Origin of the sequence: Paenibacillus chitinolyticus NBRC 15660, assembly GCF_000739915.1 — a bacterium.
Lineage (GTDB): Bacteria > Bacillota > Bacilli > Paenibacillales > NBRC-103111 > Paenibacillus_F > Paenibacillus_F chitinolyticus.
Genome location: NZ_BBJT01000001.1, coordinates 145,203 through 171,306 on the forward strand (window position 1 = coordinate 145,203; position 26,104 = coordinate 171,306).

At 50.8% G+C, this 26,104-nt stretch carries 20 protein-coding genes; 16 read left to right on the forward strand and 4 right to left on the reverse strand.

The genetic code is table 11. From position 1 onward, the window contains the following. Positions 1-149 precede the first annotated feature (149 nt). The 3 genes from PCH01S_RS00610 to PCH01S_RS00620 all read left to right on the forward strand — a co-directional run bounded on the left by PCH01S_RS00610 (position 150) and on the right by PCH01S_RS00620 (position 3,535). Entirely contained in the window at positions 150-1,640 is a 1,491-nt protein-coding gene (locus PCH01S_RS00610; protein ID WP_084706495.1) for an NAD(P)/FAD-dependent oxidoreductase, read from the forward strand. Between the two features lie 46 nt (positions 1,641-1,686). Next, positions 1,687-2,283 carry a TetR/AcrR family transcriptional regulator gene (locus PCH01S_RS00615; RefSeq protein WP_042225827.1) on the forward strand — a complete coding sequence of 199 codons (597 nt, stop codon included), beginning with the start codon at positions 1,687-1,689 and terminating at the stop codon, positions 2,281-2,283. A gap of 304 nt (positions 2,284-2,587) precedes the next feature. Beyond that, positions 2,588-3,535, forward strand: coding sequence for a chitosanase (locus tag PCH01S_RS00620; RefSeq protein ID WP_084706482.1), 948 nt, complete (start codon positions 2,588-2,590; stop codon positions 3,533-3,535). A gap of 206 nt (positions 3,536-3,741) precedes the next feature. On the opposite strand, the gene PCH01S_RS00625 is transcribed toward PCH01S_RS00620, so the two are convergent. After that, positions 3,742-4,602: a DMT family transporter gene (locus PCH01S_RS00625; protein WP_042225828.1), complete on the reverse strand. Its 861-nt coding sequence runs from the start codon at positions 4,600-4,602 to the stop codon at positions 3,742-3,744. A gap of 330 nt (positions 4,603-4,932) precedes the next feature. Between PCH01S_RS00625 and PCH01S_RS00630 the strand changes: the two genes are divergently transcribed. After that, complete coding sequence (locus PCH01S_RS00630) at positions 4,933-5,703, forward strand: DeoR/GlpR family DNA-binding transcription regulator (RefSeq protein WP_042225829.1); 771 nt, start codon at positions 4,933-4,935, stop codon at positions 5,701-5,703. Between the two features lie 286 nt (positions 5,704-5,989). On the opposite strand, the gene PCH01S_RS00635 is transcribed toward PCH01S_RS00630, so the two are convergent. Beyond that, a complete protein-coding gene (locus tag PCH01S_RS00635; RefSeq protein WP_042225830.1) occupies positions 5,990-7,264 on the reverse strand; it encodes an MFS transporter in 1,275 nt (424 codons plus the stop codon). A gap of 195 nt (positions 7,265-7,459) precedes the next feature. Between PCH01S_RS00635 and PCH01S_RS00640 the strand changes: the two genes are divergently transcribed. The 8 genes from PCH01S_RS00640 to PCH01S_RS00670 all read left to right on the forward strand — a co-directional run bounded on the left by PCH01S_RS00640 (position 7,460) and on the right by PCH01S_RS00670 (position 19,391). Continuing rightward, positions 7,460-8,359: a winged helix-turn-helix domain-containing protein gene (locus tag PCH01S_RS00640; RefSeq protein ID WP_042225831.1), complete on the forward strand. Its 900-nt coding sequence runs from the start codon at positions 7,460-7,462 to the stop codon at positions 8,357-8,359. A 354-nt stretch (positions 8,360-8,713) separates the two neighbouring features. Beyond that, the gene (locus tag PCH01S_RS00645) at positions 8,714-10,531 is read left to right on the forward strand and encodes an APC family permease (protein ID WP_042225833.1); all 1,818 of its coding nucleotides are present in this window, start codon (positions 8,714-8,716) and stop codon (positions 10,529-10,531) included. Positions 10,532-10,794: 263 nt separating this feature from the next. Further along, positions 10,795-11,406 (forward strand): biliverdin-producing heme oxygenase, encoded by a 612-nt coding sequence (locus tag PCH01S_RS00650; protein WP_042225834.1) that lies wholly within the window; start codon positions 10,795-10,797, stop codon positions 11,404-11,406. A 22-nt stretch (positions 11,407-11,428) separates the two neighbouring features. Continuing rightward, positions 11,429-13,984 (forward strand): diguanylate cyclase domain-containing protein, encoded by a 2,556-nt coding sequence (locus PCH01S_RS00655; RefSeq protein ID WP_042225836.1) that lies wholly within the window; start codon positions 11,429-11,431, stop codon positions 13,982-13,984. A 954-nt stretch (positions 13,985-14,938) separates the two neighbouring features. Further along, positions 14,939-15,112, forward strand: coding sequence for a hypothetical protein (locus PCH01S_RS30105; protein ID WP_156972770.1), 174 nt, complete (start codon positions 14,939-14,941; stop codon positions 15,110-15,112). A 92-nt stretch (positions 15,113-15,204) separates the two neighbouring features. Beyond that, a complete protein-coding gene (locus PCH01S_RS00660; protein WP_042225837.1) occupies positions 15,205-15,576 on the forward strand; it encodes a hypothetical protein in 372 nt (123 codons plus the stop codon). Positions 15,577-15,957: 381 nt separating this feature from the next. Further along, positions 15,958-17,199, forward strand: coding sequence for a PIN domain-containing protein (locus PCH01S_RS00665; protein WP_053228601.1), 1,242 nt, complete (start codon positions 15,958-15,960; stop codon positions 17,197-17,199). A gap of 914 nt (positions 17,200-18,113) precedes the next feature. Next, complete coding sequence (locus PCH01S_RS00670) at positions 18,114-19,391, forward strand: Nramp family divalent metal transporter (protein WP_042225839.1); 1,278 nt, start codon at positions 18,114-18,116, stop codon at positions 19,389-19,391. A 176-nt stretch (positions 19,392-19,567) separates the two neighbouring features. On the opposite strand, the gene hflX is transcribed toward PCH01S_RS00670, so the two are convergent. Further along, entirely contained in the window at positions 19,568-20,860 is a 1,293-nt protein-coding gene (hflX, locus tag PCH01S_RS00675) for a GTPase HflX (protein ID WP_042225840.1), read from the reverse strand. Positions 20,861-21,329: 469 nt separating this feature from the next. On the opposite strand from hflX, the gene PCH01S_RS00680 reads away from it, so the two are divergent. The 4 genes from PCH01S_RS00680 to PCH01S_RS00695 all read left to right on the forward strand — a co-directional run bounded on the left by PCH01S_RS00680 (position 21,330) and on the right by PCH01S_RS00695 (position 24,528). Next, positions 21,330-22,382, forward strand: coding sequence for an acyl-CoA dehydrogenase family protein (locus PCH01S_RS00680; protein WP_042225842.1), 1,053 nt, complete (start codon positions 21,330-21,332; stop codon positions 22,380-22,382). 177 nt (positions 22,383-22,559) lie between these two features. Continuing rightward, on the forward strand, positions 22,560-23,081 hold the full coding sequence (locus tag PCH01S_RS00685) for a TetR/AcrR family transcriptional regulator (protein WP_042225844.1): 522 nt from the start codon (positions 22,560-22,562) through the stop codon (positions 23,079-23,081). Positions 23,082-23,152: 71 nt separating this feature from the next. Beyond that, the gene (locus PCH01S_RS00690; RefSeq protein ID WP_042225845.1) at positions 23,153-24,115 is read left to right on the forward strand and encodes an SDR family NAD(P)-dependent oxidoreductase; all 963 of its coding nucleotides are present in this window, start codon (positions 23,153-23,155) and stop codon (positions 24,113-24,115) included. A gap of 86 nt (positions 24,116-24,201) precedes the next feature. Then, positions 24,202-24,528 (forward strand): DUF3892 domain-containing protein, encoded by a 327-nt coding sequence (locus tag PCH01S_RS00695; protein WP_042225847.1) that lies wholly within the window; start codon positions 24,202-24,204, stop codon positions 24,526-24,528. 53 nt (positions 24,529-24,581) lie between these two features. Here PCH01S_RS00695 and PCH01S_RS29130 read toward each other — a convergent pair whose 3' ends face one another. After that, positions 24,582-25,946 (reverse strand): hypothetical protein, encoded by a 1,365-nt coding sequence (locus tag PCH01S_RS29130; RefSeq protein ID WP_053228602.1) that lies wholly within the window; start codon positions 25,944-25,946, stop codon positions 24,582-24,584. Positions 25,947-26,104: the final 158 nt, after the last annotated feature.

A 26,104-nucleotide genomic window follows, 5' to 3' on the forward strand; every position in this document is an offset into this window, starting at 1 on the left:
CCTGCCGGGAAAGCCTATTGACAAATGGAAAAAACTTGCTTATTCTGAAATTGACTGAATTAGTCAATCATAAATCATGGCGGTGTAGACGATTTAATTTTTTTGCAAGAAAATTGACTGAACTAATCAATCAACGGATGGGAGCGATAATGATGAACACGTATGACATTGGGAATCGCGAGAAAAGAAGAGCGCTTGTAATGGGCGGGAGCATAGGGGGATTGTTAACCGCAAGAGTGCTCGCGGATTTTTATGAAGAGGTGCTTGTGATCGACAAAGACGAATTTCCCGGGGAACCGGCCGACCGTTCCGGAACGCCGCAAGGCTACCATCCCCATCGTTTTACGCCTCGCGGGAAGACGATTGTCGAGCGTTTTTTTCCCGGCTACGAGGAGGATCTGTTTAAGCTGGGCGCGCTGTCTTCACTAAACAAAACCGTGACGAACATGAACGAGTACGGAACGATCAGCGGCCCTTATCAGCGCAATGACCTTAAGTTCAGCAGAGCGCTCCTGGAGTGGGTGATCCGCGAGCGGGTGAAACGCATTCCCCAAGTGTCCTTCCTGCCGGGTCATGAGGCGGTTCAGCTCATGAGCACTCCGGACTGTAAGAAAGTGACGGGCGCGGTTATACGTGGAAGGAGCAGCGGCGGAGAAGAGACGCCCTGTGAGGCGGATCTCGTTGTCGATACGGGCGGACGGCTGTCCAAACTGACCAAGTGGCTGGAATTTATGGGGCTGGAAGCGCCCGCCTCCGATTATTTGAACGTAGAGCTCGGTTACAGTACCCGCAGGTACCGGGTGCCGGCCGCTAAGGAGCATCTGGTCAAGGAGTGGGATGTGATAAATATCGCCGGGCAGCCGGCTGCAGGAACGTTTACGGGTGTTTTGTCCTTCATCGAAAACAACGTGGCGGAAATGCTGCTGTACCGTCCCGGAGGGCAATACCCGCCAACGAAAGAAGACGAATACGAAAAGGCGGCCGCGAACCTCCCCGACCCGGTCATCGGTGAAATTCTCGGAGAGCTGGAACCGGCCGCGCCTCCGAGAGGATTCCGCGTGCCTCAGCTCTACCGCCGGCATTTCGAGCAGATGACGGACTGGCCCGCGGGGCTGCTAGTTCTCGGCGACGCCTACTGCATCTACGATCCGATCTTCGGGCAGGGGATGACGGTGGCGGCCATCGAAGCGGAGACCCTAGAGGCCTGCCTGCGGAAGCAGAGTCTGGCGCCGGTGCCTTCTCCCGCGTTCGAACGCAGCGTACTGCGCGGTCTCCAGGATGTGATTGAGCCAGCCTGGTGGTTAAACTGCGCGGCCGACCTCCGCTGGGAAGGCGTGACGTACTCGGGTGCCGCGCCCCTGAAAGGAATCGAGTTCGGACGGAAATACATGAGTCTGGTGCTGAAATACGCGACCGCGGAAAAGAATATGAAATTTTTCGGCCTGTACTGGGCCGTCAATACGCTTACCCTGCCTCCGGGTCAATTGTTCCATCCGGACATCGTGCGGGAGGTGCTGTCTTCCTCCGAGGAAGGCAGAAGGCTGCTTGACGAGCTTCTTGCGGAAGGCTCGGGTTCCCTGGACGCCGTACTGGTAGAGATTGTCCCGGCGTTTTCCGAAACGGCTTACGAAACAGTCTGAAAGGATGCTATAATTTGGGCATCAGCACGTGAAGTGGAGGATTACAGTGGCACCATTAAACGATGAGCAGTTAAGTCAGATACGGGATGAACGGAGAATACAGATTATGGGGGCCGCGCTTCGCGTTTTTGCGAGAAGGGGAATCATCGGCACGAAAATGAGCATGATCGCCGCAGAGGCCGGGATCAGTCACGGTCTGCTCTACCATTACTTTACTTCGAAAGAAGAGTTGTTTACTACGCTTGTCCAAGGCGCAATGGAAGCTTCCCAAGAAGCGATGAAGGAAGTATACCGCTTTCCGGGCACGCCGCTTGATAGGATCAGGAGATTATCCGAAGAGATGCTCGATAAGAGCGGTGCGCTTTATTTTTTGCTCATTCATCAGGCTAGGACCTCGGAGGGGGTACCCGATAAGGTGAATCAGCTCATGCGGGATTACTCCTTGGATACGTACGTGGAGGAGCTGCTGCCGTTGTTCCGGGAAGGGCAGGAACGGGGCGAGCTGGATGCCGGCGATACGGAGGAAATGATCGCGTCTTATATTTCCGTATTGTCTGGACTGATGGTGGTGACGGCCGACGGGAACGATGACTACCGGATTCCTCCGGTAGATCGCCTGCTAAGGATGATCACGAAACGGTAAGACCGTCACTGGCGCAGCTGCGCCAGCCAGCGCACGGCGAAATTTCCTGCAATACCGCTTAAGCTGCGGCTAACCGCCTGAAGCGTCGTGTTTTATAAAGGCTCTCGTCCGGGAAACCGGCGGGAGCTTTTTTACGCGGAGGAGGCTGCCCACAATTAAACGGTCAACAAATCATTTACAAATTCTTCAAACAGGCAAAAGAGGAATAGGGCGCCGGACGGCCGAATATGTTCGGAGTAAGGAGGCCTTCCTTTTTCAAAAGTTAAAGCGCTTTAACTTATTAGGATTCCAAGGAGGAATGAACTTGCAAACGAAACAACCGGTATCCGTACGTAAACGGGTGAAATCAGGTATGAAAGCTGTTTTAAGCGTCGGTTTGGCGAGCGCGCTTCTGCTGACGTCCGTCTTGCTGCCCGGGAACGCTCTCGCGAACTCGAATCCGGCAGAAGGAGAAGCATACGCAGCGCCGGTGAGCTCCCACGACTCGAACTTTTCTCCGGCTACTCTTCAATTTTTGAAATCGAAGACCGGTCTGGATGGGGAGCAGTGGGACAACATTATGAAACTGGTGAACAAAGCCGAACAAGACTCGCTGAAATGGACCGAGTACTACGGGTATTGTGAAGACATCGACGATGACCGCGGATATACGATCGGTATTTTCGGGGCGACGACAGGGGGTCCCAACGATACGGGTCCGGACGGACCGGCGCTCTTCAAGGAATATGACGCTGTAAAGGGAGCCGCAAACCCTTCCGTGCAAGGGGCGCTTGCGAGAATCGGAGTTAACGGTACGATGAAGGGGGCGATCCTGAAAATTAACGACAGCGAGAAAGTTTTCTGCGGCAAAATCAAAAGTTTGCAGAACGATCCGGCCTGGAGGGAAGCCATGTGGCACACGTTCTATAACGTGTATATCAAATACAGTGTCGAGCAGGCGAGCAAGCGCGGGTTTAATTCGGCTCTGACGATCGGATCTTTTGTGGATACGGCGTTGAATCAAGGGGCCGAGGGAGATTCGGGAAGTCTGGAGGGCATTCTGGCCAAATCCGGCAATAGCACGAACGAGAAAACATTTATGACGAACTTCTACGCCAAACGTACGCTGGTAGTGGACACGAACGAATACAACCAGCCTCCCAACGGCAAAAACCGGGTGAAGCAGTGGAGTTCCCTTCTTAACATGGGAGAAACGGATTTGAAAGATGCGGATGCGGCGGTTAAAAAAGTAACGGGCTGGACGATGAAGTAAACGCAAAAAAGCGGCGCATGCGGCCGAGCCTGGAGACAAGGTTCCTTCCGGAACCGGAGCTCCGGGCTTTTTTTACGGGCCAAGCGCCTTGAATTAAGCCCAGTTGGCTTTCACGCAGCCATGCAGGAGTTGCATGTAACGAGTATGTCGCGCACTTGCGGATGAAGGCGAACAGTCGGCGAAGCATCAACAGATGCCGGTTCTGTTCAGCCGAAAAATCCGATCAGCATGATCCCGGCGGTTATGACCAAGGAGCTTAGAATCCGCAGCGTGCCCTGTTTTTCCTTCAGGACGAAAATACCGAGCAGGGTGGCGAACACGGTTCCGATTTCGCGGACGGGCGACACATGTGCGACCGGCGCATAGGCGAGCGCGAGCAAAAACAGCAGGTAGGAGCCGGTATTCAAGACGGCGCCGAGCACAATCCGTTTCCCGTTGAGCTTCCATTCGGAAGAGAGCTGCCGGGACGACAGGACCGCCGGAGTTAATCCGGCCGCGAAGCCGATATTGCTAACCTCTAGCAGGGTAAGCGGGGAAACGTGCTGCAAGTTGATTTTATCTACAAGTACGTAGGAAGTCGTGCATAAGCCGACACCCAAAGCCATCAGCACGGGGGCCGGCGAGAATCCTTCTCCGCGTGCGGCGGATTTGCGAGTCGGCAGACCGCTGAGCATGACGAAGCCGAGAATCATGCAGAGAAGACCGATCCAGCCGACAACAGACAGGGATTCTCCCAGAAAAACGACGCCGAATGCCGGGATGAGCAAGGTGTTGGTGCCTCTCATGATCGGATACACTTGGGACAAGTCTCCCATCTGATACGTGCGCGACAGCAGGAGTCCGTAGACGGCCTGGAGCACGGCAGAGGCCAGAAGCAGGAGCCAGGCCCCGCTATCAAGCGATGCGGTCCTTAATTCCCGGATGGATGGGGGCAAAAGGACAACGACGGCGATCATGGCGATAGACCACAAAAAAACACTCTTGTTGCGGCTGCTTTTGGCAAATAAGCTCCAGATTGAATGAGTGAGGCCGGAAAGCATGACGAGTAAAAGGGCAAAAAGAATCAAAGAATCATCTCCGTAGCTGTCATCCACCCGGCGAAATTGGTTTGGGATTGTTTTTAGCCGGGTGAAGTTGTTGTGTGATATTATGAGGTAATATGACGTTTCATGTGGTTTCGTATGTAATTGTAGGCTTGTGGTCTCCGTCTGTCAATATGTAAACCAAATGTTGTAATTGCCAGTGCTCTTCTTAGGCCTATAGGAGAAAAACATGGATAACTACTTATAAATTCTGTGAGATTCGGAAAGTTGACAGAAGAGAAACCAACTTTTACACTGTATAAAACAACATCATTCAACATAGGAAATGGAACTAATTGTTACCGGAGGCCGCTTATGTCCTTAACTTATGAAGACAGAAGGAGCACGATCTTAAAGCAGTTGGACATGGAAGGGAAAGTACAGGTTCACCTGCTTTCCGCAGAATTTAACGTCTCGACGGAAACGGTCCGCAGGGATTTGGATCGTCTGGAGAAAGAAGGCAAGCTGCGCAAAGTGTACGGTGGTGCCGTAAAAGTCAGGTCCGACCGGGTCGAGCCGCCGTTTCTTAAACGCGCGCAGATGATGCAGCGGGAGAAAGCTTCCATCGGCAAACTCGCGGCTTCGCTGATCGGGGAAGGAGAGACCGTCATTCTGGATAACGGGACGACGACGATCGAAATTTTGGGTCACCTCCGGAACCGTCCTGACGTGACGCTGATCACGCATTCCGTGCCGATACTCGCGGCTGCGATGGATACGTTTGCGGGCAAAATCATTTTTGCCGGAGGGGAAATCAATCGCCATTATCAGGCCGCAACCGGCGCTTTGACGGATCAACTGCTCGATCAGTTTAAGGTGAACAAAGCTTTTATCTCGGTTGGAGGGATATCGCTGGTTGACGGCATTACCGATTATCATCTGGACGAAGCCGTTCTGTCCCGGAAAATTATGCAGCGGGCGGAGGAGTCCATTCTCGTGGCGGACCATACGAAATTCGGCGTGACGACCTTTGCCCGTGTGTCCAAGCTGGAGGAAGTTTCGATGGTGATTACCGATCCGGGGTGCCCGCGGGACTGGATCGACAGTGTGGAGGCGCTCGGAATCGAAATGCGGATAAGTTCATAAGAAGCGGCACGGACGTAATTCGGATCGGATAACAGTGCCGATCGGAAAAGACAGGAGCGATTAAGCTCCTGTCTTTTGGTCGTTCAGGCGGGCCCCTTCGCTAGCGTCTCAAGTCCGGACACCGGCGAACGAGGCTATGCAGTCCGGCACGCGCGGGCGGACTTCCGCCAAGCGGGTGACCGCCCGCCCCTGGGACGCCGGATCGCACGCTGGAATTTGCGCGCAGGTGCAAAACATTAGGGAGCCGGGGGCCCTCAATGGGGTGTTGTTGACTGCAACGGGGCGGTTATGCGGCTTGCTTCGCCGTTTGCTCCGCTCTTTTCCTCGCCAGAGGGGGGAGAACGAGCAGGTAATACACGCCTAGAGCCAATTCGGCCGCCCCCACGACATAGAAAATGGATTCGACGGACATGTGCGCCGGAAAGGCGTAGGCGATCCATGCCTGCATAGCCGTGAAGGTCAGCATCATAATCGGCTGAATAAGCGCTTGAACCCGGCCCATCATACGGGCTTCGGTCACCTGGGCGAGCCAGCCGAAGAACGCGACGTTGCACAGCGGGATAGACAAAGCGTACAGCAAGTAGAGCGCCATGAACGTCACCGTATCCGAGGCCATCGCCTGCAGGAGATGGGTAAAGGCGCCCAGGAAGAAGCTGGCGATGATCATGCCGTACAGCGGGATTTTTCTGGCCAGCCGCACGGAAACGATACTCCCCAGCAGCATGCCCGCACCGAGTACGGCCGTCATCCCGACTTGCAGGGATTCGTAAGTATCCGGGGCCAGCTTGTACTTGAGGCTGAACAGGTACATGACGCTGCCGCCTCCGTTTGCCAGTCCGAGAATAAGGATGCCGGCCAGAAGCGAGAGCACGATGGAGTGGTGCCGGACGTAACGGAGACCGCTGACGAAATCTTGGCCCACTTGTTTGAGTCTGAGCTGCCGCCAGGAGGCGGGCCCGTTAGGTTGACGCACTTCCTGAGGGATATTGCAGCGCATGATCAGCACGGCGGAAATCACAAAGCTGACCATATCGATCGCGACCGATCCGAGGATTCCGGAGTGCCAGTAGCTGACTGCCCCCAGGCCGGTGCCGAGCAGAACGAAGGCGCTCATCAGCATCTGATTCATCCCCATTGCCGCAGGCATTTGCGCCGGATCGAGAACGCCCCGCACCAAGGCCGCATTCGCCGGATGAAACATTTTGCCGACGGCGCTTCGGATGAACAGAACGGCGAAAATGAGAGGCATCCACCCCCACGCTATAGCGCCTAACAGGAGCAGGCTCAGCCCGGCATTGACGGCATCACAGCTTACCGCGATTTTTTGCCGGTCGAAACGGTCCGTGGCAACGCCGGTTAAGAAGAAGAGAAACAAGGTCGGGAGGGAGTACATCATTTCCGTCAGGGTCGCGTAGGCCGGTTGCGTGCTGAATTTATCCAGCATGTAGAAGGCAAATGCCGTCAGCCCGGTAACCGAGCCGATTTGCGACAGCAGCTGCGCGCCGAAAAGATGGGCATAATTGCGGTTTTTGAACAGGCCGAGCAGAGTATCCTTTTGCATGATTCTGACTCCTCTTTTTACCAGGGTGAGTGATGGTTATAAAATAGCACAATTAGTTCAATGAAACAAGAACTAAAATATAAGTCTGTAAGTTATGAACTATATTCAAAGTGCCTAAATCCGAAACCGTTGGGATAAGTCTGCGGGATATGGTACTCTTATCGTATCGAAGTTTGCGAGAGGAGCTTGAAAAAAATGGCCTATCAGATCGAAACCGCGTTCTCCCCGGTTCACGAATGTCTGCTCAGTTTCCTTTTATATAAACGAAGACAAAACATCAAATATTTGTACGTCGGACCGTCCTGGCTCCAGCAGATTCGTGACATGATGGAACCAGCTTATCTGGATAAGCTGGACGCGCTGGACGATCTTACGTTCGTCGATCTGCTCTCGGTGCTTGTGGATCAATGTCCGGATGCAGCTTCTATGGAGACTTTCCTGGAATGGGTAAACACTCTTTCGGCGGGAGAACTGTACGAACGGCTCGCGTCTTATATGGCGGACGGCAAAAATCCCGTCTGGCTCCATTTGGGGGAACAAAGAGATTTGTTCACGGAGCTGCTCGCTGTCTGGCAGGAGAAGTATATGGCCCGTTGGACGGGCATGGATGCTCTGAGAGAAGGAACGCGGGAGGTAGAAGAGGCGGTGCGCACAGGCAAAAAGGCGGAGGATATCGTGGAGACTTTCGTGACCGGAATGCGGGTCGAACTGACCGCGATTCGGAAAGTTCATCTGATTCCCGCCTATCATTTCCGGCCTTTGCATACGTTTGCCGTCCTCAAGGACAAGATCAACATTTTATATCCGCACAACATCGAGAAGCCCGATATCTTCACCGTTTCCGCCGCTGCCAAAGCTTTGTCGGATGAGAAAAGGCTGGAGATTCTGAAGCTTTTGTCGGTTGAAAGAAGATCTTTCACAGATATAACGAAAGAGATCGGCGGGGCAAAAGGCAACGTTCACCACCATCTTATGACATTGCGCATGGCAGGGCTTGTCAGTGTCCATCTAACCGACGAAGCCACTTTTCTGGCCTTACGGCCGGGATTGTCGGAGAGATTGAAGCAGCAAGTGGATCATGTTTTAAAAGGCTAACCCGGCAATGCGAAGCAAAACCCGTAAATCGATCAGATAACGAGCCGCAGACGGACGTGGTCGAAGAAAAGCTTTTTTTTCCATGCAAAACGATCCCATTTGCCCGATTATCGGCACCATTTTTCCGTCATTTCTCTCCGCAGATGGCTATACTTAGTTTGGCTCAACCCGTTTTCTATACTTCGTATCCCGACACCGCCGGAATTTCATGTTCCCGCGGTTTTTTGGTCCCGAATTTTTTTGTTTTTAATCGGATATCCCGGCGTTAAAAATAAAATAATAACCCGAAAAGCGGGACATACGCTGTGAGGCAAAGACGTTCAGGGCAGAAGAAAATGGAGAGGAAGTATCGCCATGGTCGGTAAATTTAAAAGATTGCTAATCGGACGCCCTATGAAAAGCGCGGAAATCGAAGGGGAGAAACTGAACAAGCTTAAGGCGCTTGCCGTCCTGTCTTCCGATGCGCTGTCTTCCGTCGCATACGGGACCGAGCAAATCCTCATCGTCCTGATGGCCGCAGGTTTTACGGCACTCTGGTATTCGGTTCCCATTTCCCTGGGGGTACTCGGTCTGCTGCTTATTCTCATCTTGTCCTACCGGCAGACCATTTTTGCTTATCCTACCGGGGGCGGCGCCTATATCGTCGCGAAAAATAATCTGGGCGTTCATACCGGACTGCTGGCCGGCGGCTCGCTGCTCGTGGACTACATTCTAACGGTAGCCGTGAGTTCTTCTGCGGGAACCGACGCCATCACGTCGGCGTTCCCGTCCCTGCACGATCACCGGGTGCTGATCTCGCTGACGATGATCCTCTTTCTGACGATCATGAACTTGAGAGGCATCACGGAATCCGCATCGGTGCTCGCTCTGCCAGTTTATTTATTCGTCGTTTCGATCTTTGTGCTGATTATTTCCGGCGTGGTCAAATATTTCACCGGCGGCGTTCATGCCGCCGTACCCGAGATGAGTACGACCGTGTCGAATATCAGCCTGTTCCTGATCTTGAAAGCATTCAGTTCGGGCTGTTCGGCGCTGACCGGAGTCGAAGCGGTCTCGAACGCCATTCCGAACTTCAAAAAACCGGCCGAACGCAACGCGGCGGCGACACTCGTCATGATGGGCACGATTCTCGGTGCCATGTTCATTGGGATCAGCCTTCTCGCGTACTGGTACGGCATTGCGCCCAGCGAGAAGGAAACCGTCGTTTCGCAAATCGCGAACGCCACCTTCGGCCGCGGATTTATTTATTACTTCATTCAGGGCGTAACAGCGCTGATCTTGTTTTTGGCCGCCAATACGGCGTATTCGGCTTTCCCGCTGCTTGCCTTTATGCTGGCCAAGGACAAATTCATGCCCCGGATGTTTATGGTCCGCGGCGACCGTCTCGGATTTTCGAACGGGATTATCAATCTTGGCGTCTTGTCCGCGCTGCTCGTTATCGTATTCAACGGGGATACCGAAAACCTGATCCCTCTGTACGCCTTGGGGGTGTTTATCCCCTTCACGCTTTCCCAGCTCGGGATGATGGTCCGCTGGATCAAGCTGAAGCCGTCCGGCTGGCTCGGACGCTTTATCGTCAACACGATCGGTATGTTAACGACGTTAACGATTTCCCTGATCTTTGTTTTCACGAAGTTCAGCCAGATCTGGATGGTGTTCTTCTTCCTGCCGTTTGTCATCTTTATTTTTATCCAGACCAAACGGCATTACGAAAATACGGCCGACCAGCTCCGCATCGACCTTGCCCGCGACAAACCGCTGATCAAAGGAAACACGATAGTCGTTCCGATCGCCGGAATCACTCAAGTCGTGAAACAATCGCTCGGCTACGCCAAATCCGTTACGGACAACGTGGTGGCCGTCTATGTCGGTTTTAACGATGAGGAGATCGAGCGCATGGAGAAGAAGTGGGAAGAGTGGGACCCCGGCGTGCGGCTGATCGTACTTCGTTCGAGCTATCGCAGCATTATCCGGCCGCTCATCAAGTTTGTCGATACGGTGGAGTGGAAAACGGCGGAAACCGACCACATCACGGTGCTGATCCCGCAGTTTATCACCAAGCACTGGTGGCAGCATATTCTGCACAATCAGACCAGCCTGCTGCTTAGAGCCTACCTGTTTAACCGCAAAGATGTGGTCATCGCGACGGTTCCTTATCACTTGAACAAGTGAAAAATAACTCGAAAAATCCGCGGGACACGCGGATTTTTTTATTTCCGGGGAAAGTATACGATAATTTCCCGGTCAATCCCGCGCCGCCGCTCTAGTGAGGGGAACCGCCACTTCAAACTGCTGCTTCGCCGAAGAATGAAGACGGGAACTAACCGATATATTTTGCGTAAAGCGCGGGATTTTTTTCGTGCGTTGTAGAGGCTTGTGTGCTTTTATCCCGGGCTTTTGCTATCATTATAAAAAAAGAATAAGGGGAAATCATAATGACAACTACTATCGTCAGCCGGTTAAGAGAAGAAACGGCGCCCTTTCACGACCAGATCGAGCAGAACCCGTATGCGAAAGCGATTATGGATAAATCTTTAACACTCGAAACTTACAAGACGTATCTCGAGAAATTTTACGGCTTTATTGTGCCGTCGGAAAAAGCGCTGAGCGCACTGCCCGAATGGGAGGAACGCGGTTTCGATATCGAATCCCGCCTGAAAACGCCCCTTCTCGAAAACGATTTGGAGCAGCTTGGCCTGACGAAGCGGCAAATCGAAGAACTGCCCCGGTGCGGCAATCTTCCGGATGTCTCCACACTGCCCCGCGCACTCGGCTATTTGTACGTGCTGGAAGGCTCCACGCTTGGCGGGCAATTGATTACAAAGCAATTGAAGGCGATTCTTTCGGTAGACCCCGAAGTGAACGGACGTTATTTCAACAGCTATGGAGCGGAGCTGCGGACCAAATGGAGCGAATTCCGCGAGTTTCTTTTGGAGAATGTGAAGGAAGAAGAGCAGGAACAAGTCCTTACAGCGGCCAAAGAAACCTTTATCCTCCTGGATCAATGGCTGAAGGAAGATTCCGGGAGTCATACGGCTGTAATTTAAAAAATAAGGGGCGGATGCCTTTATGACGGACAGAAGCAAAGCGAAAGATCCGGAGGTTCTGAACCGGACTCTTTTAACGGAGGGTAATTTCGCCTCCCCGAATGAAGAGATTGACCTGACCAATTGTGACAAGGAACCTATTCATATTCCCGGCCTTATACAGCCGCACGGTGTCCTTCTTGCCGTTACCAACACGACGGAGCAACCTTTAATCGTCCAGTGCAGTAGGAATGTCGATCTCATGTTGGGCCGGACTACGGAAGAACTTCTCGGACGGCCGCTGGAAGACGTTGTGGGAAAGGCGCAGCTTGCCGCTATGCAGGAAGAACTCGGAAGCCGGACGTTCGATCCTTCCAAGCTTCATTATATGAATATCAGCATTGAAGTCGGGGGCGACCCCGTCTCTTTTTACGGCATTATGCACGAAAGCGAAGATCTGCTTATTCTTGAGCTTGAACCCGCGTCCGACAAGGAAGAGCCGGTCTTTCAAGACTACGAATGGATCCAGACGTTCTTCTGCAAAATGAAGCGGACGGGCAACCGGGTAGAAGCCAGCCAGATGGCCGCGGAACAGATCAAGGAGATGCTGGGCTACGACCGGGTGATGGTGTACGAATTCGACGAGGAATGGAACGGCAAGGTGATCGCGGAAGCGAAAGAAGAGGGGCTGGAACCGTTTCTGGGCCATCACTATCCCGCATCCGACATTCCCAAGCAGGCCCGGGAGCTGTATTTGAGAAACTGGTTGAGGATGATCGTCGATGTGTATTACAAGCCGGTCGAAATTGTTCCCACCCTTCATCCCGCTACAGGCAGACCGCTCAATCTCAGTTTGTCCGTGCTACGGAGCGTATCCCCTTTGCATATTGAATATTTGCAGAACATGGGAGTAGGAGCGACGACAACGATCTCGCTTATTCACGACAACAAGCTGTGGGGCCTTGTTACCTGCCACCACTATACACCGAAATATATCACGCATCGGGTCCGCAATCTGTGCAACTTCCTGGGGTTCTTCTTCTCCAGTGAACTCTATCAACGACAGCAGCTCGACGACTATCAGACCGAAATCGAATTAAAGACGATGGCGAACCGGATTTCCAATATTTTTATCGGAAATACCAGCGCGAATCGTGTCATGGAGCAGCTTAAACTGGAAGAAAAATCGCTTCTCCAGGTAATGAACGCATCCGGTGTCGCCGTCTGCTATAAGGATAAGCTGGCTATATTCGGCAGCGCGCCGGAAAAAGAGCAAATACGGGAACTGGCGTTCTGGATGTCGAGACAAGCCGACGATTACGAATATCACACATCGAGGCTCAGTCAGGAGCATCCGCCTGCCGCGGCATACAAGAAAACCGCATCCGGGGCGCTTTATCTGGCCCTATCGCCGGACGGCAAAGATTATGTAATCTGGTTCCGGCCCGAAGTCGTGCAAGTCGTCAACTGGGCGGGGGACCCTTCCAAGGCCGTGCTTAGGGAGAACGACGGTGTCCGGCTGTCGCCGCGCAAATCGTTCGAGAAGTGGAGACAGGTTGTCGAATCGTCGTCTCTGCCATGGAAAATCCAGGAGCTGCGGCAGCTTTCCGACCTGAAATCCATCATGCTCAAGCAGACGGAGAACCAGATGAGGCAGGCGGAGGAACAGGCTCAGCAAAATTCCCGTATTCTTAAGGAAAACGAGAAAAGGTATTTGCAGCTTATGGAGCTTTCACCCGTTGCCTTCTTCACGATCACGGACAACCGTGTCGTTTACTGCAACGAACAGGGCGCGGAGCTTTTTGAAGCCGCGAATCCGGAAGAGCTGATCGGCAAAGCGGTGGCGAATTTCGTACATCCCGAATTCCTTCCGGTTCTGCAGCGGAAAATGGCGGAGCTGGACGCCAATGCGCTTTCGTTGTTTTCGATGAGCGGCAGATACGTAACCGTGGCGGGAGGGGATCGGCAGCTTGAGATTACGATGGCGAGCGTCGTGTACGACGGCAAGCCTTCCCTGTTTGCCATCGCGCGGCGCAGAGAGGAAGGGGAGAAAGAGGTGTTCTCGGAAGTCAGCAATCAATTGCAGACGTTTATTAACACGGACTCCCTGACCGAAATGCCCAACCGACGCTTCTTCGACGAGAATCTGGAGAAGGAGTGGAAGCGCGCCGCAGGCGCAGGATCGCCGGTTTCCCTGATTCTGATGGACATCGACCATTTCAAAGCCTACAACGCTTTGTACGGCTATCAGGGCGGAGACACCTGCCTGCAGTGGATGTCGGACATCCTGGTTGCGATCGGCAAGCCGAACGAAGCGGTCATCGCCCGGTACGGCGGAGGGACGTTCGTCCTCCGGCTGGAAGCTGCGATTGAGAAGGCCGTCGATTTGGCGGAACAGATCCGGCTCGGCGTTCTCTCCATGAAAATCCCGCAGACTCATAGCGACAGCGGCGATTACCTCACCGTCAGTCTGGGTGTGTCATCGGCTTATCCGGAGCCGGGCAGCGGTCCGGACGATCTCGTCTATGCGGCGGAACGTGCGCTGCAGAAAGCAAAAAACGAAGGCAGAAACCGCGTATCGGTTATCCGGCCGGTATAAAGTGCATGATAGAAAGACCCTGTAAAGCCTATGAAGGCTCTGCAGGGTCTTTTGTCTGTGAAGGACGTGTCAACCGCGTCATTTGAATTTTTTGATGTCCAGGTAACAAAAAATTATACAGCCTGTCCCGGCCGTCGTAAATTTTGGCCCGGGATTCGAAACTGACCTATTGATCCGTTCCATAGAGGCTGATTCCTTCCGACATCGGAGGCACAAGCCACTCTAATGAGTGGCAACAACATTTTATTCATACATCTTTGGAGAAATTTTGTTGAATAACTTTGTCCATTAATCCTCTACAAAGTTATCCATGCTGGTTTCAGAATCTATTGTAGGATGATCTGTCGGAACTTCGCGGACACCAGATAGGACTTCCTCCACCAAAACGATGCGGTTTACACCTACAGAGCTTCTGTAAATTAGAAACCTATAGCCTCTGTAATCAATACAGTAAATATTAAGTTTATTGTTATTTAACAATGAAGATATAGACAAAAAACCTACTTCTTTCTATGTGTTAAGAAAATTATACCATTATATTTATTTTGTGAGGATGATTAAATCATTGAACTTATCGAAAAATCCGTGTTCCTTACTTTGTGAAATTTAGCGCAAAAAAAGCCGCCCAGATGGACGGCATTGTTGTTGGTGTTGCCCCTAGGTTTGATATGATAATCCGTGCTACCATTACACCAATTCTCCCCAAGCCACCAGGGACAACAAAATAAATAATGCACTCATCAGCACCATTCCTTTCTTTGGAAAAAGAGAGAAGAGGATAGCAACTGAAGCACTTATAACTCCTGAAAAAAGGGTGCCTAAGTACCAGTTTTTAAGCATTAGAGCTGCGAGAGTGGAGAACGCAGGAATCGAACCTGCACTGGTGGCATACTACGTACTACAAAAGTATAACAGCATCAGTATATTAAGCACAAGAAGGAGTAGAAGGCGATAATGAACAAAGCTTCAGTAATAAAGATGCTTGATTCAGATGGTGAACTAATTGCCAGGCTTTCTATTAAAGTTAAGGCTGGCAACATTTTAAGGATAAGAAATCAGCTTTATAGAATCGATGCTTTAAGATCAAAGGAACGAATTTGTTACGCTTATTCTATTCATAAAGATTAACAATACAAAGTCTCCGGCATCGTTGGGAAACTGGTCCGAGCGCGGCGCAGTGCTCTCAATTCCAATATATCACATGGAGGGGGTGAGAGGGAATGTCAGTTATGTACATGGAAGAGCTTTTTCCAGAGGCGACACAGGCCGATATAGCTCGGGCTAAAGTTGCCTTGCGGAAATACAGAGAGAATAAGCAAAAGGTCCTTCTCTTCGAAAGTGAACCTCCTGAAACGGAGATACAAATCAGAAGGCAAGCGGCTTTGATTAAATCAACTAGGCGTATAGAAAAGGCAATAAGCCAGATCACCTTTGCGGATGTTCGCAGCGTAATGGAGTATCGATTTATAAAGGGGAACTCCAGGGCAGCCATCCTGTATTTTAGCGGCTGGCACTGCTGCGAAAAAACAATAGATCGTAAAATTACGGAGGGTATTCTTTCGGTAGCAAATACCCTGCTTTACTTCGACTGAAAAATGTCCATTTTCTGTCCAATTGCTGTCCAAACACTGTCCACAAAATGTCCGTTACCTGGGGTTACAGTAGATTCACGGAGCCGAAACAAGGCTCGGGTGATGCCTACTGTAACCCTTATCAACGTAGGCACTCGGCCAAGCTGTGGGACTTGGTCCTTAGACGTAAATCGTCAGGGGTTTGGTGTGAGGATTGGTTAGATGCCTAAACAATATGATTTTAAACGAGAGAAATTGACTTTCATTTTTTTTGTTTACACTCATACCGTAATCGCTTTGGATCGAAAGAAAATATTGTAAAACTAAGTAACTTTTATAGAGGAAAAAATTAATTTGTTATAGAATTGGAATATAAAAATATTTGGATCAGGAAAGGTCTCTATGAAAGATACATTTTCAGGATTTTATCATCCATCTGATGAAGAATTTAAGAAGTTATGGTCGGAATGTGTTTTTATTTTTGATACAAATAGTTTATTAAATATCTATCGTTATCCAAAAGATGCTAGAGAACTATTATTGAAAATTTTAAAAAATTTGTCAGATCGTATCTGGATTCCACATCAAATAGCATATGAATATCATAGAAACATTCATGGAGAATTTATAAATCAAAATAATGCTTATCAAGAGACGAAAGATATTATTACAAAGGCGATTGGTACTTTACAGCAAGAACTTAAGAAGCTTAGACATTCGAATATTGATGTAAGTCAGGTAATTAATAAAATAGGAAACATCGCAGAGGAAAGCAAGTTATTGTTGGATCTCCAGAAAGAATTGCAACCTAATTTGGATTTAGTAAAAGAAGAAATTAGCTCAATTATTAAAACAAATGTTGGTGAAGAATACCCCCAAGAAATGTTAGATGAAATATACAAAGAAGGATTAGAGAGATACGCAAAGCACATACCACCTGGTTATATGGATTCTGCTGACAAAAAAGATAAAATATCATACTATAACGGGAAAATATACAAGGATCAATATGGTGATTTAGTTTATTGGAAGCAACTTTTAGAATATGCTAAAAAGGAGGAAATTAAATCAGTAATTCTGGTGACAGATGATAGAAAAGATGATTGGTGGTACAAAGTAAGAGGACAAATTAAGGGGCCAGCACCAGAATTGATATTAGAATTTAATAAAGAGGTACAAAAGCAATTTTATATGTACCAAACAGAGCAATTTATAAAATTTGCTAAAGTATTTCTGGCAATCGATGCTGATACCAACATGGAAGAAGCGATAAAGGATATCCAAGAATATAAAAATACTGGTGGTTATGTGACACACCATAATCCCATAGAAAATTATTTTGCATACTTAATAATTCTACATAAGTTAGACGAAGTAGGTAATGAAGATATTGAAAGAAATATCAGCATAGGTATTAAGAATTTCACTGGCAACTACCCTGTGACATGTATCGTACACCAAGAGGAGGACGTTCTTGTTCATGTATTGATTGAAACAGTCGATCCGATTCCATATGATAAGTATTTTCATTTTGTACACGAAAGTATTACGAACGCAATTATTCCCAATCCTGAAGAAACAAATTTTGGAATATCTAGTATGCAATACTTAAAACAACATGAAATGAGTAATTATATAAGCTAAAACCCGTTTAAATTAAACGGGTTTTTTATTTTTGGAGGTAACTGTCTATGAAAAGAAAGGACGTCGCGAAACCTTACAAAGTTTGTAAATTGCACTCAAGGGAGATGGGAGACAATCGTCCAGTTACGTAAGCAAGTTTATGTAAGGGACGGTCAGTTATAAAAATAGTTCAATCGATCCGTGATACGGCAGCCTTCGTGTATCGGATTTGCTCACTGTGCAGGTGCCGATCCAGAGCACACCTTCGGAGATCGTTGCATACGATGCCTGATGAGATAGGGCATATTTTTATCATCATGATTTTGCTGTAATCGGGAAGACCGGTCAGGGAGGTGATCGGAATACTGGGATGCGATAATTCATTTTTTGCTGGTCCATAGGGCGAGACCTTGAGGAACCCATTTCTTGTCGCTTTTCAGACTGGGGATGATGGGGCCCTCTTTGGCTGCGTTGAAAAAGCTCTTGTAGCGGGTTTGTCTGCCGCCGCATAGGTTGTGGCAGGGGAAAACGCGGCCAATGAACCGAAAAGGAGCGTGCCTCCGAGAATAGTGCTGAGGGAACTCCTCATCCATTTTCTTATCATTGTATCCACACCTTCTCTGTTTATTACGTTTTCTTCCGAATAATCAAACAAATAAGGACTTAATCATACAAACTAAAGGGGAATTATATAATCATATAATGGAATTATCCGCTGATTTTGTTTTTCTCTCTAAAGAAAAATTTAAAGACGTTAGAAAACGGCGACCCGACGTAATAATTACATACATCGTTCAGAAAACAGGTGAAAGTCGGGTCACATAGCTATGTTTGACGGTTTACAAGCGGAAGAGAAGGGTCTATAATCAAGTTAATATTTTGCGTGAGAGAAACATTTATGCACGCAGGTAACTTTTAGGCAAGAGGTGAGTACTATGGCTGAACAGGGCATCACGAAATATAAACGAATACCTCTTAACGCGGAATCCGTATTGAACGGGGACGTGAAGGGACTTAAACGATTGCTTCCTTTTCTGGGGCCGGCGTTTATCGCAGCGGTCGCTTATCTGGACCCCGGAAATTTTGCAACCAATATTACGGCGGGTTCGAAGTATGGCTATCTCCTCCTTTGGGTGATTGCCGTGTCGAATCTGATGGCGGTTCTTATACAGGCTTTATCGGCGAAACTCGGCATTGCGACAGGCATGAATCTGCCGGAAGTCGCGCGCGAGCGGTTTCCGAAACCGGTCTCGATCTTCTTGTGGATTCAGAGCGAGCTGGTCATTATCGCAACGGATCTGGCCGAATTCATAGGCGCGGCCTTGGGCCTGTATCTGCTGTTCGACATTCCGATGCTGCCGGCCGCGCTGATTACGGCGGTAGGCTCGTTCGCCATTCTTGAACTGCAGCGGCGGGGGTACAGATCCCTGGAGGCCGGAATAGCCGGCATGATCCTGATTGTCGTCTGCTCCTTTGCGCTTCAGGTGATCAACGCGCAGCCGGATGTCGGGGCGGTCGCCACGGGTATTATCACTCCGAAATTCCAAGGGATCGATAGCATTTTGCTCGCGGCGGGGATGTTGGGAGCTACCGTTATGCCGCATGCCATTTATTTGCACTCGTCTTTGACTCAGAAACGGATTGTCGGCAAGAACGAGCAAGAGAAAAAACGGATTTTCAAACTTGAGTTTATTGATATCGTCCTGGCGATGGTGATCGCGGGCGCGGTAAACATGGCGATGGTCATTATATCCGCCGCCTTGTTTTTCAAAAACGGACTCGGTGTGGAGGAACTCGACGAAGCGTTCCACAAGTTTTATGAGCTGGCCGGTCCGGTATCCGCCGTATCGTTCGGTCTGGCCCTCTTAATCGCGGGTCTCTCCAGCGCATCTGTCGGAACGTTAGCCGGGGACGTAGTCATGCAGGGCTTTATCAACAAACGGATTAATTTATATCTGCGCCGCGCCATTACGACCATCCCGCCGCTGGTTATTATCATTATGGGAATCGATGCGACCAGAGCGCTTATTATGAGCCAGGTTGTGTTATCGTTCGGCATCGCCTTCGCGCTGGTGCCCCTTCTGCTCTTTACGAGCAACCGCTCGATTATGGGAGGCCTCGTCAATCAGCGCTGGACGACGGTGCTTGGTTGGATCATCGCCGCAATCGTTATTTTACTAAATTTATTTCTGGTGGTTACGACGTTCATTTAACGGCATGAGCCGTGCAAGCCGCACTTATGAAGCCTCCCTGAATCAGGGAGGTTTTTTTCATTGAGGGAATCCGAGGGCAAAAGAAAAGACACCCGTAGCTGCCCGCGTCAAGCGGAATGCTAGGGGTATCTTTATTTTGTTCATTTCGTCAGTCGATCCTGCTGAAAGGTATCGTTCTAATTGTCCGGGTAAGCCTGGCCGTCCGAAAGCGGAATATAGGAACCGCGGTAGCGTTCCAGAACGGATTCCGGGCATTCCACGGTAAGCCGTGCGCCGTCCGCCTCGTAGCGGACAGACCGGACGCGGGCGAATTCATTGAAATAAGCGGCCACGTGGCTCTGGTCGTAAGGAACGAGCAGCTCGCAATGAACTTCATGCCGGAAGATACGCTCCCGGATCTGCTCCGTCAATTCGGAGATTCCGGCTCTTAGTTTGGCGGAAATCACGACATGGCCGTTATCCGCACTAGGAAACTCAAGGGAAGACAGGTCCGCCTTGTTGTACACGATCAGCTTAGGGATATGATCGGCTCCAAGCTCCTTGAGCGTTTCCTCCGTTACCGCCATTTGCTGCTCGTATACCGGGCTGGAACTGTCGACGACGTGAAGCAGCAAATCCGCTTCCGCAACTTCTTCCAGCGTAGAGCGGAACGCTTTAACGAGATGGTGGGGCAGCTGGCTGACAAATCCGACCGTGTCGGTCAGCAGGAACGATTTACGGTCCTGCAGCTGGATGCTGCGCACGGACGTCTCCAGCGTGGCGAACAGCCGGTCTTCCGCCATAACCTGCTTGCCGGGGCCGGGATTGTGCGCCTCCATCATGGCGTTCATCAGACTGGATTTGCCCGCATTCGTATAGCCGACGAGACAGACGACGGGAACTTCGGTCTTGCGGCGTTTCTTGCGCTGGGTTTGGCGATGGCTGACGAGCTGCTCGAGCTCCTTCTGAAGCATGACGATCCGCTCTTCGATTCTGCGCCGGTCCAGCTCCAGCTTCGTTTCTCCTGCGCCTCTGTTTTTAAGGCCCGCTCCGCCGCCTTGGCGTCCAAGCGACTCGCGCAAACCGACCAGACGGGGGAGCATATAGTGGAGCCGGGCAACCTCGACTTGAAGCTGAGCTTCTCTGGTACGGGCTCTCTCCGCGAAAATCGCGAGAATCAAGGCCGTCCGGTCCATAACGGTCCGGTCTAAGGCGGCTTCCAGATTGCGCAGCTGTGAAGGCGTAAGCTCGTCGTTGCAGATGACGAGATCGGCGCCGTGAGCTTCGATGAGCTCCAGCAGCTCTTCGATTTTTCCTTTTCCGATATAGTGGGAAGGATTGCTGCGGGCCAGCTTCTGGGTCAGCATGCCGGCTTCTTCGATCCCGGCCGCGGCGGCCAGATTAGCGAGCTCTTCCATAAAATAGCCGAAATCCTCACGGTTACCCGGATGAATCCCGATAAGAATTGCTTTTTGTTTGTGTCGTTCCAAATCAATCATCCTCTCGATAGCAAAATAAAAACAGCACAAGAATAGTTCCCGTGCCGGAATACAAGAGGACCGGGCATAGAAATCGCGCGATTTCCTGCCCTGCGGATATATAGGGTCTATAGATGAACCTCTTCGTCTAACCGATCGAGGGTTACCTGTAAAATGACAGACCTATCCCGTAGTCCTCTGCACACAACACACAGAGTCTTTGACGCCATCCTTAGATGTGCAAAGATCTGACCCGGATAAAATCCACCACACGTAACGCCTCCTCTGATAAGTTACATTTACTTTATCACAGCCGCCGCCTTCTCACGAGGGACAGTTCTCTTTATAGCCGTTCTTTACAGGCCTTATAAAAGCGCCCGGGGGCAAATCGCCGTGAACGATGCGCCATCCCGTGTTAGAATACATAGAGCCCAAAAACCAAAAAAGTCCATTCAAAACCAACCAAAAGGAAGCGGTATCTATGATATTCACCCAAGAGGAAGTACAGCGGATCAGAGAACAATCGCCGGGCATGGAGTCTGAGGGAGCATTGACCGAAGAACTGCTTAACCTGATTTATCAAAACAGATGGTTTAAATTGTTCGTCCCGGACGATTTGAACGGCCGTATGTCTTCTCTACCGGACGCTCTCCGTATTTTCCGGGAGTGCTCGCGCGTAGACGGAGGGTTAGGCTGGCTGGTGACCATCGGAGCGGGCGGCGGATTTTTCGCATCGTTAATGAAGCCGGAAGTCGGAGCGGCTTTGTTTGCCGATGAAAAAGCCGTCGTTGCGGGCAGCGGCGCGCCAACCGGTACAGCCAAGCGGGTCGAAAACGGCTATATGGTGAGCGGCCGCTGGAAATACTGCAGCGGCGCCGCCCACGCCACGATGTTCACCGCTAACTGTATAGTTGAAGCGCCGGAAGGGGAGGAACCGGGAGAGAATGCAGAAATCCGTGCGTTTATTTTCACGCCGGATCAAGTCCGTATTCACCCGGACTGGAATACATTCGGCCTCAAGGCGACCGGGAGCCACAGCATTTCCGTTGCGGACCTGTTCGTCCCGGACAGAATGACGTTTCTCTTCACGGAAGTACACGCCTACGGAGACGAGCTTATTTACCGGTACCCGTTTATCCCGTTTGCCCAGGCTTCTTTTGCCGCGGTTGCCCTGGGCATCGCCGCTCATTTCGCCGAAGCGGCCCGCGACTATATCCGCGTGAAGGAACGGAAAGCGAACGTTCAGAGGAAGCTGGAAGAGCAGGAGGCTCTTCTGAGCAGGACCGAATCCGCCTTCTATTCGGCAATAACGCGCTCGTGGGACGAGCTTGTCCTGCACGGCAGCTTGTCCGAAGCCGGCGAGAAGCAGGTATCCGAACAATGCCTGAGTGCCGTACGCAGCGTGCTGACAGGCACGTTTGAACTCTTTTCGCTGCTGGGTTTGTCGGCGGCCATGGAAGACAGTCCGGTTAACCGGACATGGAGAGATCTGCAAACCGTATGCCAGCACAGCCTGCTTTTACCGGAAGAATAAGAGGGGCGGACTCCTTTCATTCCCACTGAGGCGGAACCCAAAAGAGAGTCGGACTGTACGCAGTCTGACTTTTTTTGTTAGATAATACTTGCAAATCCGCACGGTGTGGCATATGATGGATTTAAATTAGTGATTGGCCAATCAATAACTAGAATTTAGAAGTAAGGAGCTGTCTCTATGGTCAAAAAAAATACGTCCTCCGCGAGCCGCCGGACCGATATCGTGTCGGCCGCTATCGAAGTATTTGCGGAAATCGGCTATTACCGGGCGACTACGGCACAGGTTGCCGAACGTGCAGCTATTTCCCAGCCGTACGTGTACCGTTTTTTCACCAAAGAGTCGCTGCTCGTCGAAGCTCTTGAAGTATCGTGGCAGCGGATAGAAACGGCATTCCGGCAGGTGCTTGAATCGGCTTCGCCCGACACGCTGGAGAGAGGCTTCATTGAAGCGTACGAAGGCATTTTGGCCGCTCACGGGAGCGAAATTTTGCTTCAAATGCAGGCGCAGACGATCCGGGAGGAAGCGGTCCGCAAGACGATGCAGGAGGGGATGAGCCGCGTTAAACGGCTTGTGTTGAACGCTTTTGAAGAGGCGGAGATGGAAGACGCGGAGCGGCGGACATCGGATTTTCTGGCCAGAGGCATGCTGTGCAATGTGTCGATGGCGATCGGATTACCCGACCTGATGCTAAAAAAATAAAACAGGCATCGGGAAAATTTTTTTAACAAGTAGTAATTGGTCAATCAATAACATATAAAGGAGCGGTTATTATGAAAAAAGCGGTTGTTTTGGGTGCAACAGGCGGAGTCGGAACGACTCTTACGGAAGAATTGGTCAAACGGGGGATAGAAACGGTCGCTTTCGGCCGTTCCTTCGCCAAACTGGAAAAGCTGAAGCTGGAGCTGGGAAATCCTCCGCATCTAAAACTGGTGAAAGGAGATGCCTTCGACTCCGCCGGGATCATCAAAGCCGCGGAAGGCGCAGATGTTTTGTTTCACAGCGCGAATATTCCTTACCACGAGATGGAATCGAGACTTTTGCCTCTTGGCGAAGCCGTTATGAAAGCGGCCGAGCACTTGGCCGTTAAAGTTGTCGTGGTGGACGGAATTTATCCGTACGGCAGGAGAACAGGCGCGGCGAAGGCGGAGGAGGATCACCCCAAACAGCCGCATACGCGTAAAGGCAAAGTGAGGTTTGCGTATGAGCAGTTGATTTTCGCATCCCGCTGGAAGAGAGCGAAGCCTCTTATCGTTCGGCTGCCCGATTACTACGGTCCTTCCGCGCAGGCTTCTTATCTTTCCGTAACCATGGAAGCGATAGCCGCGGGGAAGCCGGCTGTTTTTATCGGCAATATGACCGTTCCGCGGGAGTATGTGTACTTGCCGGACGCCTCCAGAATGATTGTCGAGATTGCCGGCCGTGACGGTACCGAGGGTCAGAACTGGCACATTCCGGGACCGGGGCTTTTGTCGGGAAAAGAACTCGTTCAGCTCGCACAGCGGGCCAGCGGCAAACGAAAGGCGGTATACCCCCTCGGACGCGTGAGCCTGTCACTGGCAGGTCTTTTTAACCCCGTGATGAAGGAAGTCGTCGAAATGCTCTACTTGACCGAAGAGCCGTTCGTACTGAGCGGCCGGAAGTATGAGAAGGAAATCGGTCCGATCATTTGGACGCCTCACGAGAAAGCTGTTTCCGATACGATTCACGCTCTGATGAATAGAAATAAAGCGTAACTATCCATACTGCAAAACCTTTCCGCAGTCCGCGGCCTTTTATAAAAGAAAGTAAAAATAGGCATGCTATATCCGAGGTGATTCCGATGAATGAAGGATCGACGAATACCGACTTCGAAGCGATTTACGAGAATTACAAGCAGCAGGGAGAATTGCAGGCCGTTCAGGAGCAGACGGAAGCCGCGGCTGACGGTTTGGAATCGATCGTGGCTGTGCGCAAAAACGAGGACGGGGACATTATCGCCGTTAAAACGTCCTCCGGCCGCGAGCTCGACTATGTCTCCGCCTTGAATGAAGCCAAGTCCGGCAACCTAGCCCATGTAGACGTGTTTCACCGGTACGGCCGCGATATTCTCCGCAGCGAGCCCGACGGAATTAAGTCGAACAATCTGGATCAGCTTCCCCATTTTTAGGGGGCATGCATAAGAGCCCGACGAGGTCGGGCTCTTTTTTATGTGCGAAGTAGTCAATGAGGGTTATAAATGGAATAAGCGTAATGATACAGCGAGTTATCGTTGGCGTTCAGTTGTGTTCCGCCGGAATATACGAGAAGAGGGATAATATCGTAATAGTGGGTTGAAACGTAGCCGTAGAACAAATTTTGTCCGATGGCAGGCTGTATTCCGTTGATCGCTACGTTGAAGGTTCCGTTGCTGCTCGTCGTACCCGTTCCGCTATAAATTTTGTTGTTCAGTTTGGTTTGTATATAGACGGTAATCGGAGCATTGAAAGCAGGTGCTCCCGAAGCGTCTTTGGCGAGACCGGTCACCGTCATGTAATTTTGGATCCTCCATTTATTGCCTTCCCCATAATCGATCCGTTTTCCGGCGTCGACATTCGGTTCCGATTTGATGCTTACGATTTCGACCGAAGCCGGTGCTTTGTATTCACTGAAAGTAAGTGAATACGGAACGGAAGCATTATACGAATTCAGGGAGACTACCCGCAGATAATAGGTGCCGGGTGTCAGGGAGGCGTCCACATCTTTGTTCTGGTCCACTGTGCCGAGCGACCCCAAATTCTGGTTGAAAATCTGCAGCTGATAGGTTGTGCCCGGTGCGTTGTTGGCCAGTTTGATATGGAAAGATTTTGCGGCGGTAACGGTATATTTGATCCAATCGGCGTCCAGGCTGTTGTCGATCGTCTGGCCGCTGACCGTAAACGAATCTGTTTTCTCCTGGGCATGCCAGATGTTATCGTCCGGCTCAGCCGAATCGTAGGATGGCGATTCTACAACCGTAAAGTAATAAGACGTATTGGCATCGAATCCCGTGTAGGCCGAAACCGCCAGGAAGTAAATACCTGCGGGTGCTATCCGGCTGATTTGTTCATTGGATTGAGGACCGTAGGAGGAAGTCTCCTGCTCCACCAGACTGCTCGTTGCCGGATCGTATCGGAATAAGTGAAGATCGTAATCAATGGAGGCGGAAGGAATCGTTTGAAGATAGGCGGTCAGTTTGCCCGGAGCGTTCGTTTGGAAGACGTACCACCGCTGTCCGCCCTCTTCCGTAATTTTATCCGCATAAACGGCTCCCGTTACGACTTGTATCGCATTGTTCGGGTTGTTGTTGAGTGCGGCATTCACGTTCACGGATAATCCCTGACCGCGAGCCGCTTTATCCAGCGATAGAGGAGCTTCAAGAGGCTTGCGGGATTCCGGCAGAGCATCGCGCTGGGACTTGAAATCGGTCGGAGAGGTTAATTCACCTCCCTTTACGACAGGCGGCGCTGCCGCAGGCAGTACCGACGCGGACGCTTCCGCTTGTCCGGCTAGCCCGCTTAATAGGGCCGAGCCTGCGATAGCGAGTGACAAAAACCATTTTTTCAACATGTTTCTTCCTCACCTTCTCCATAAAATTACCGCGCAGGCGGTATATATGTAAGCGCAGAACGCTTCATATCGGAAGACTATATCAGTCGGGTATAAACTGCCGTGCAGCAATAACATCCGGAGAAAGGAAGAGGGAGAATGATAGAATCAAAACTAGC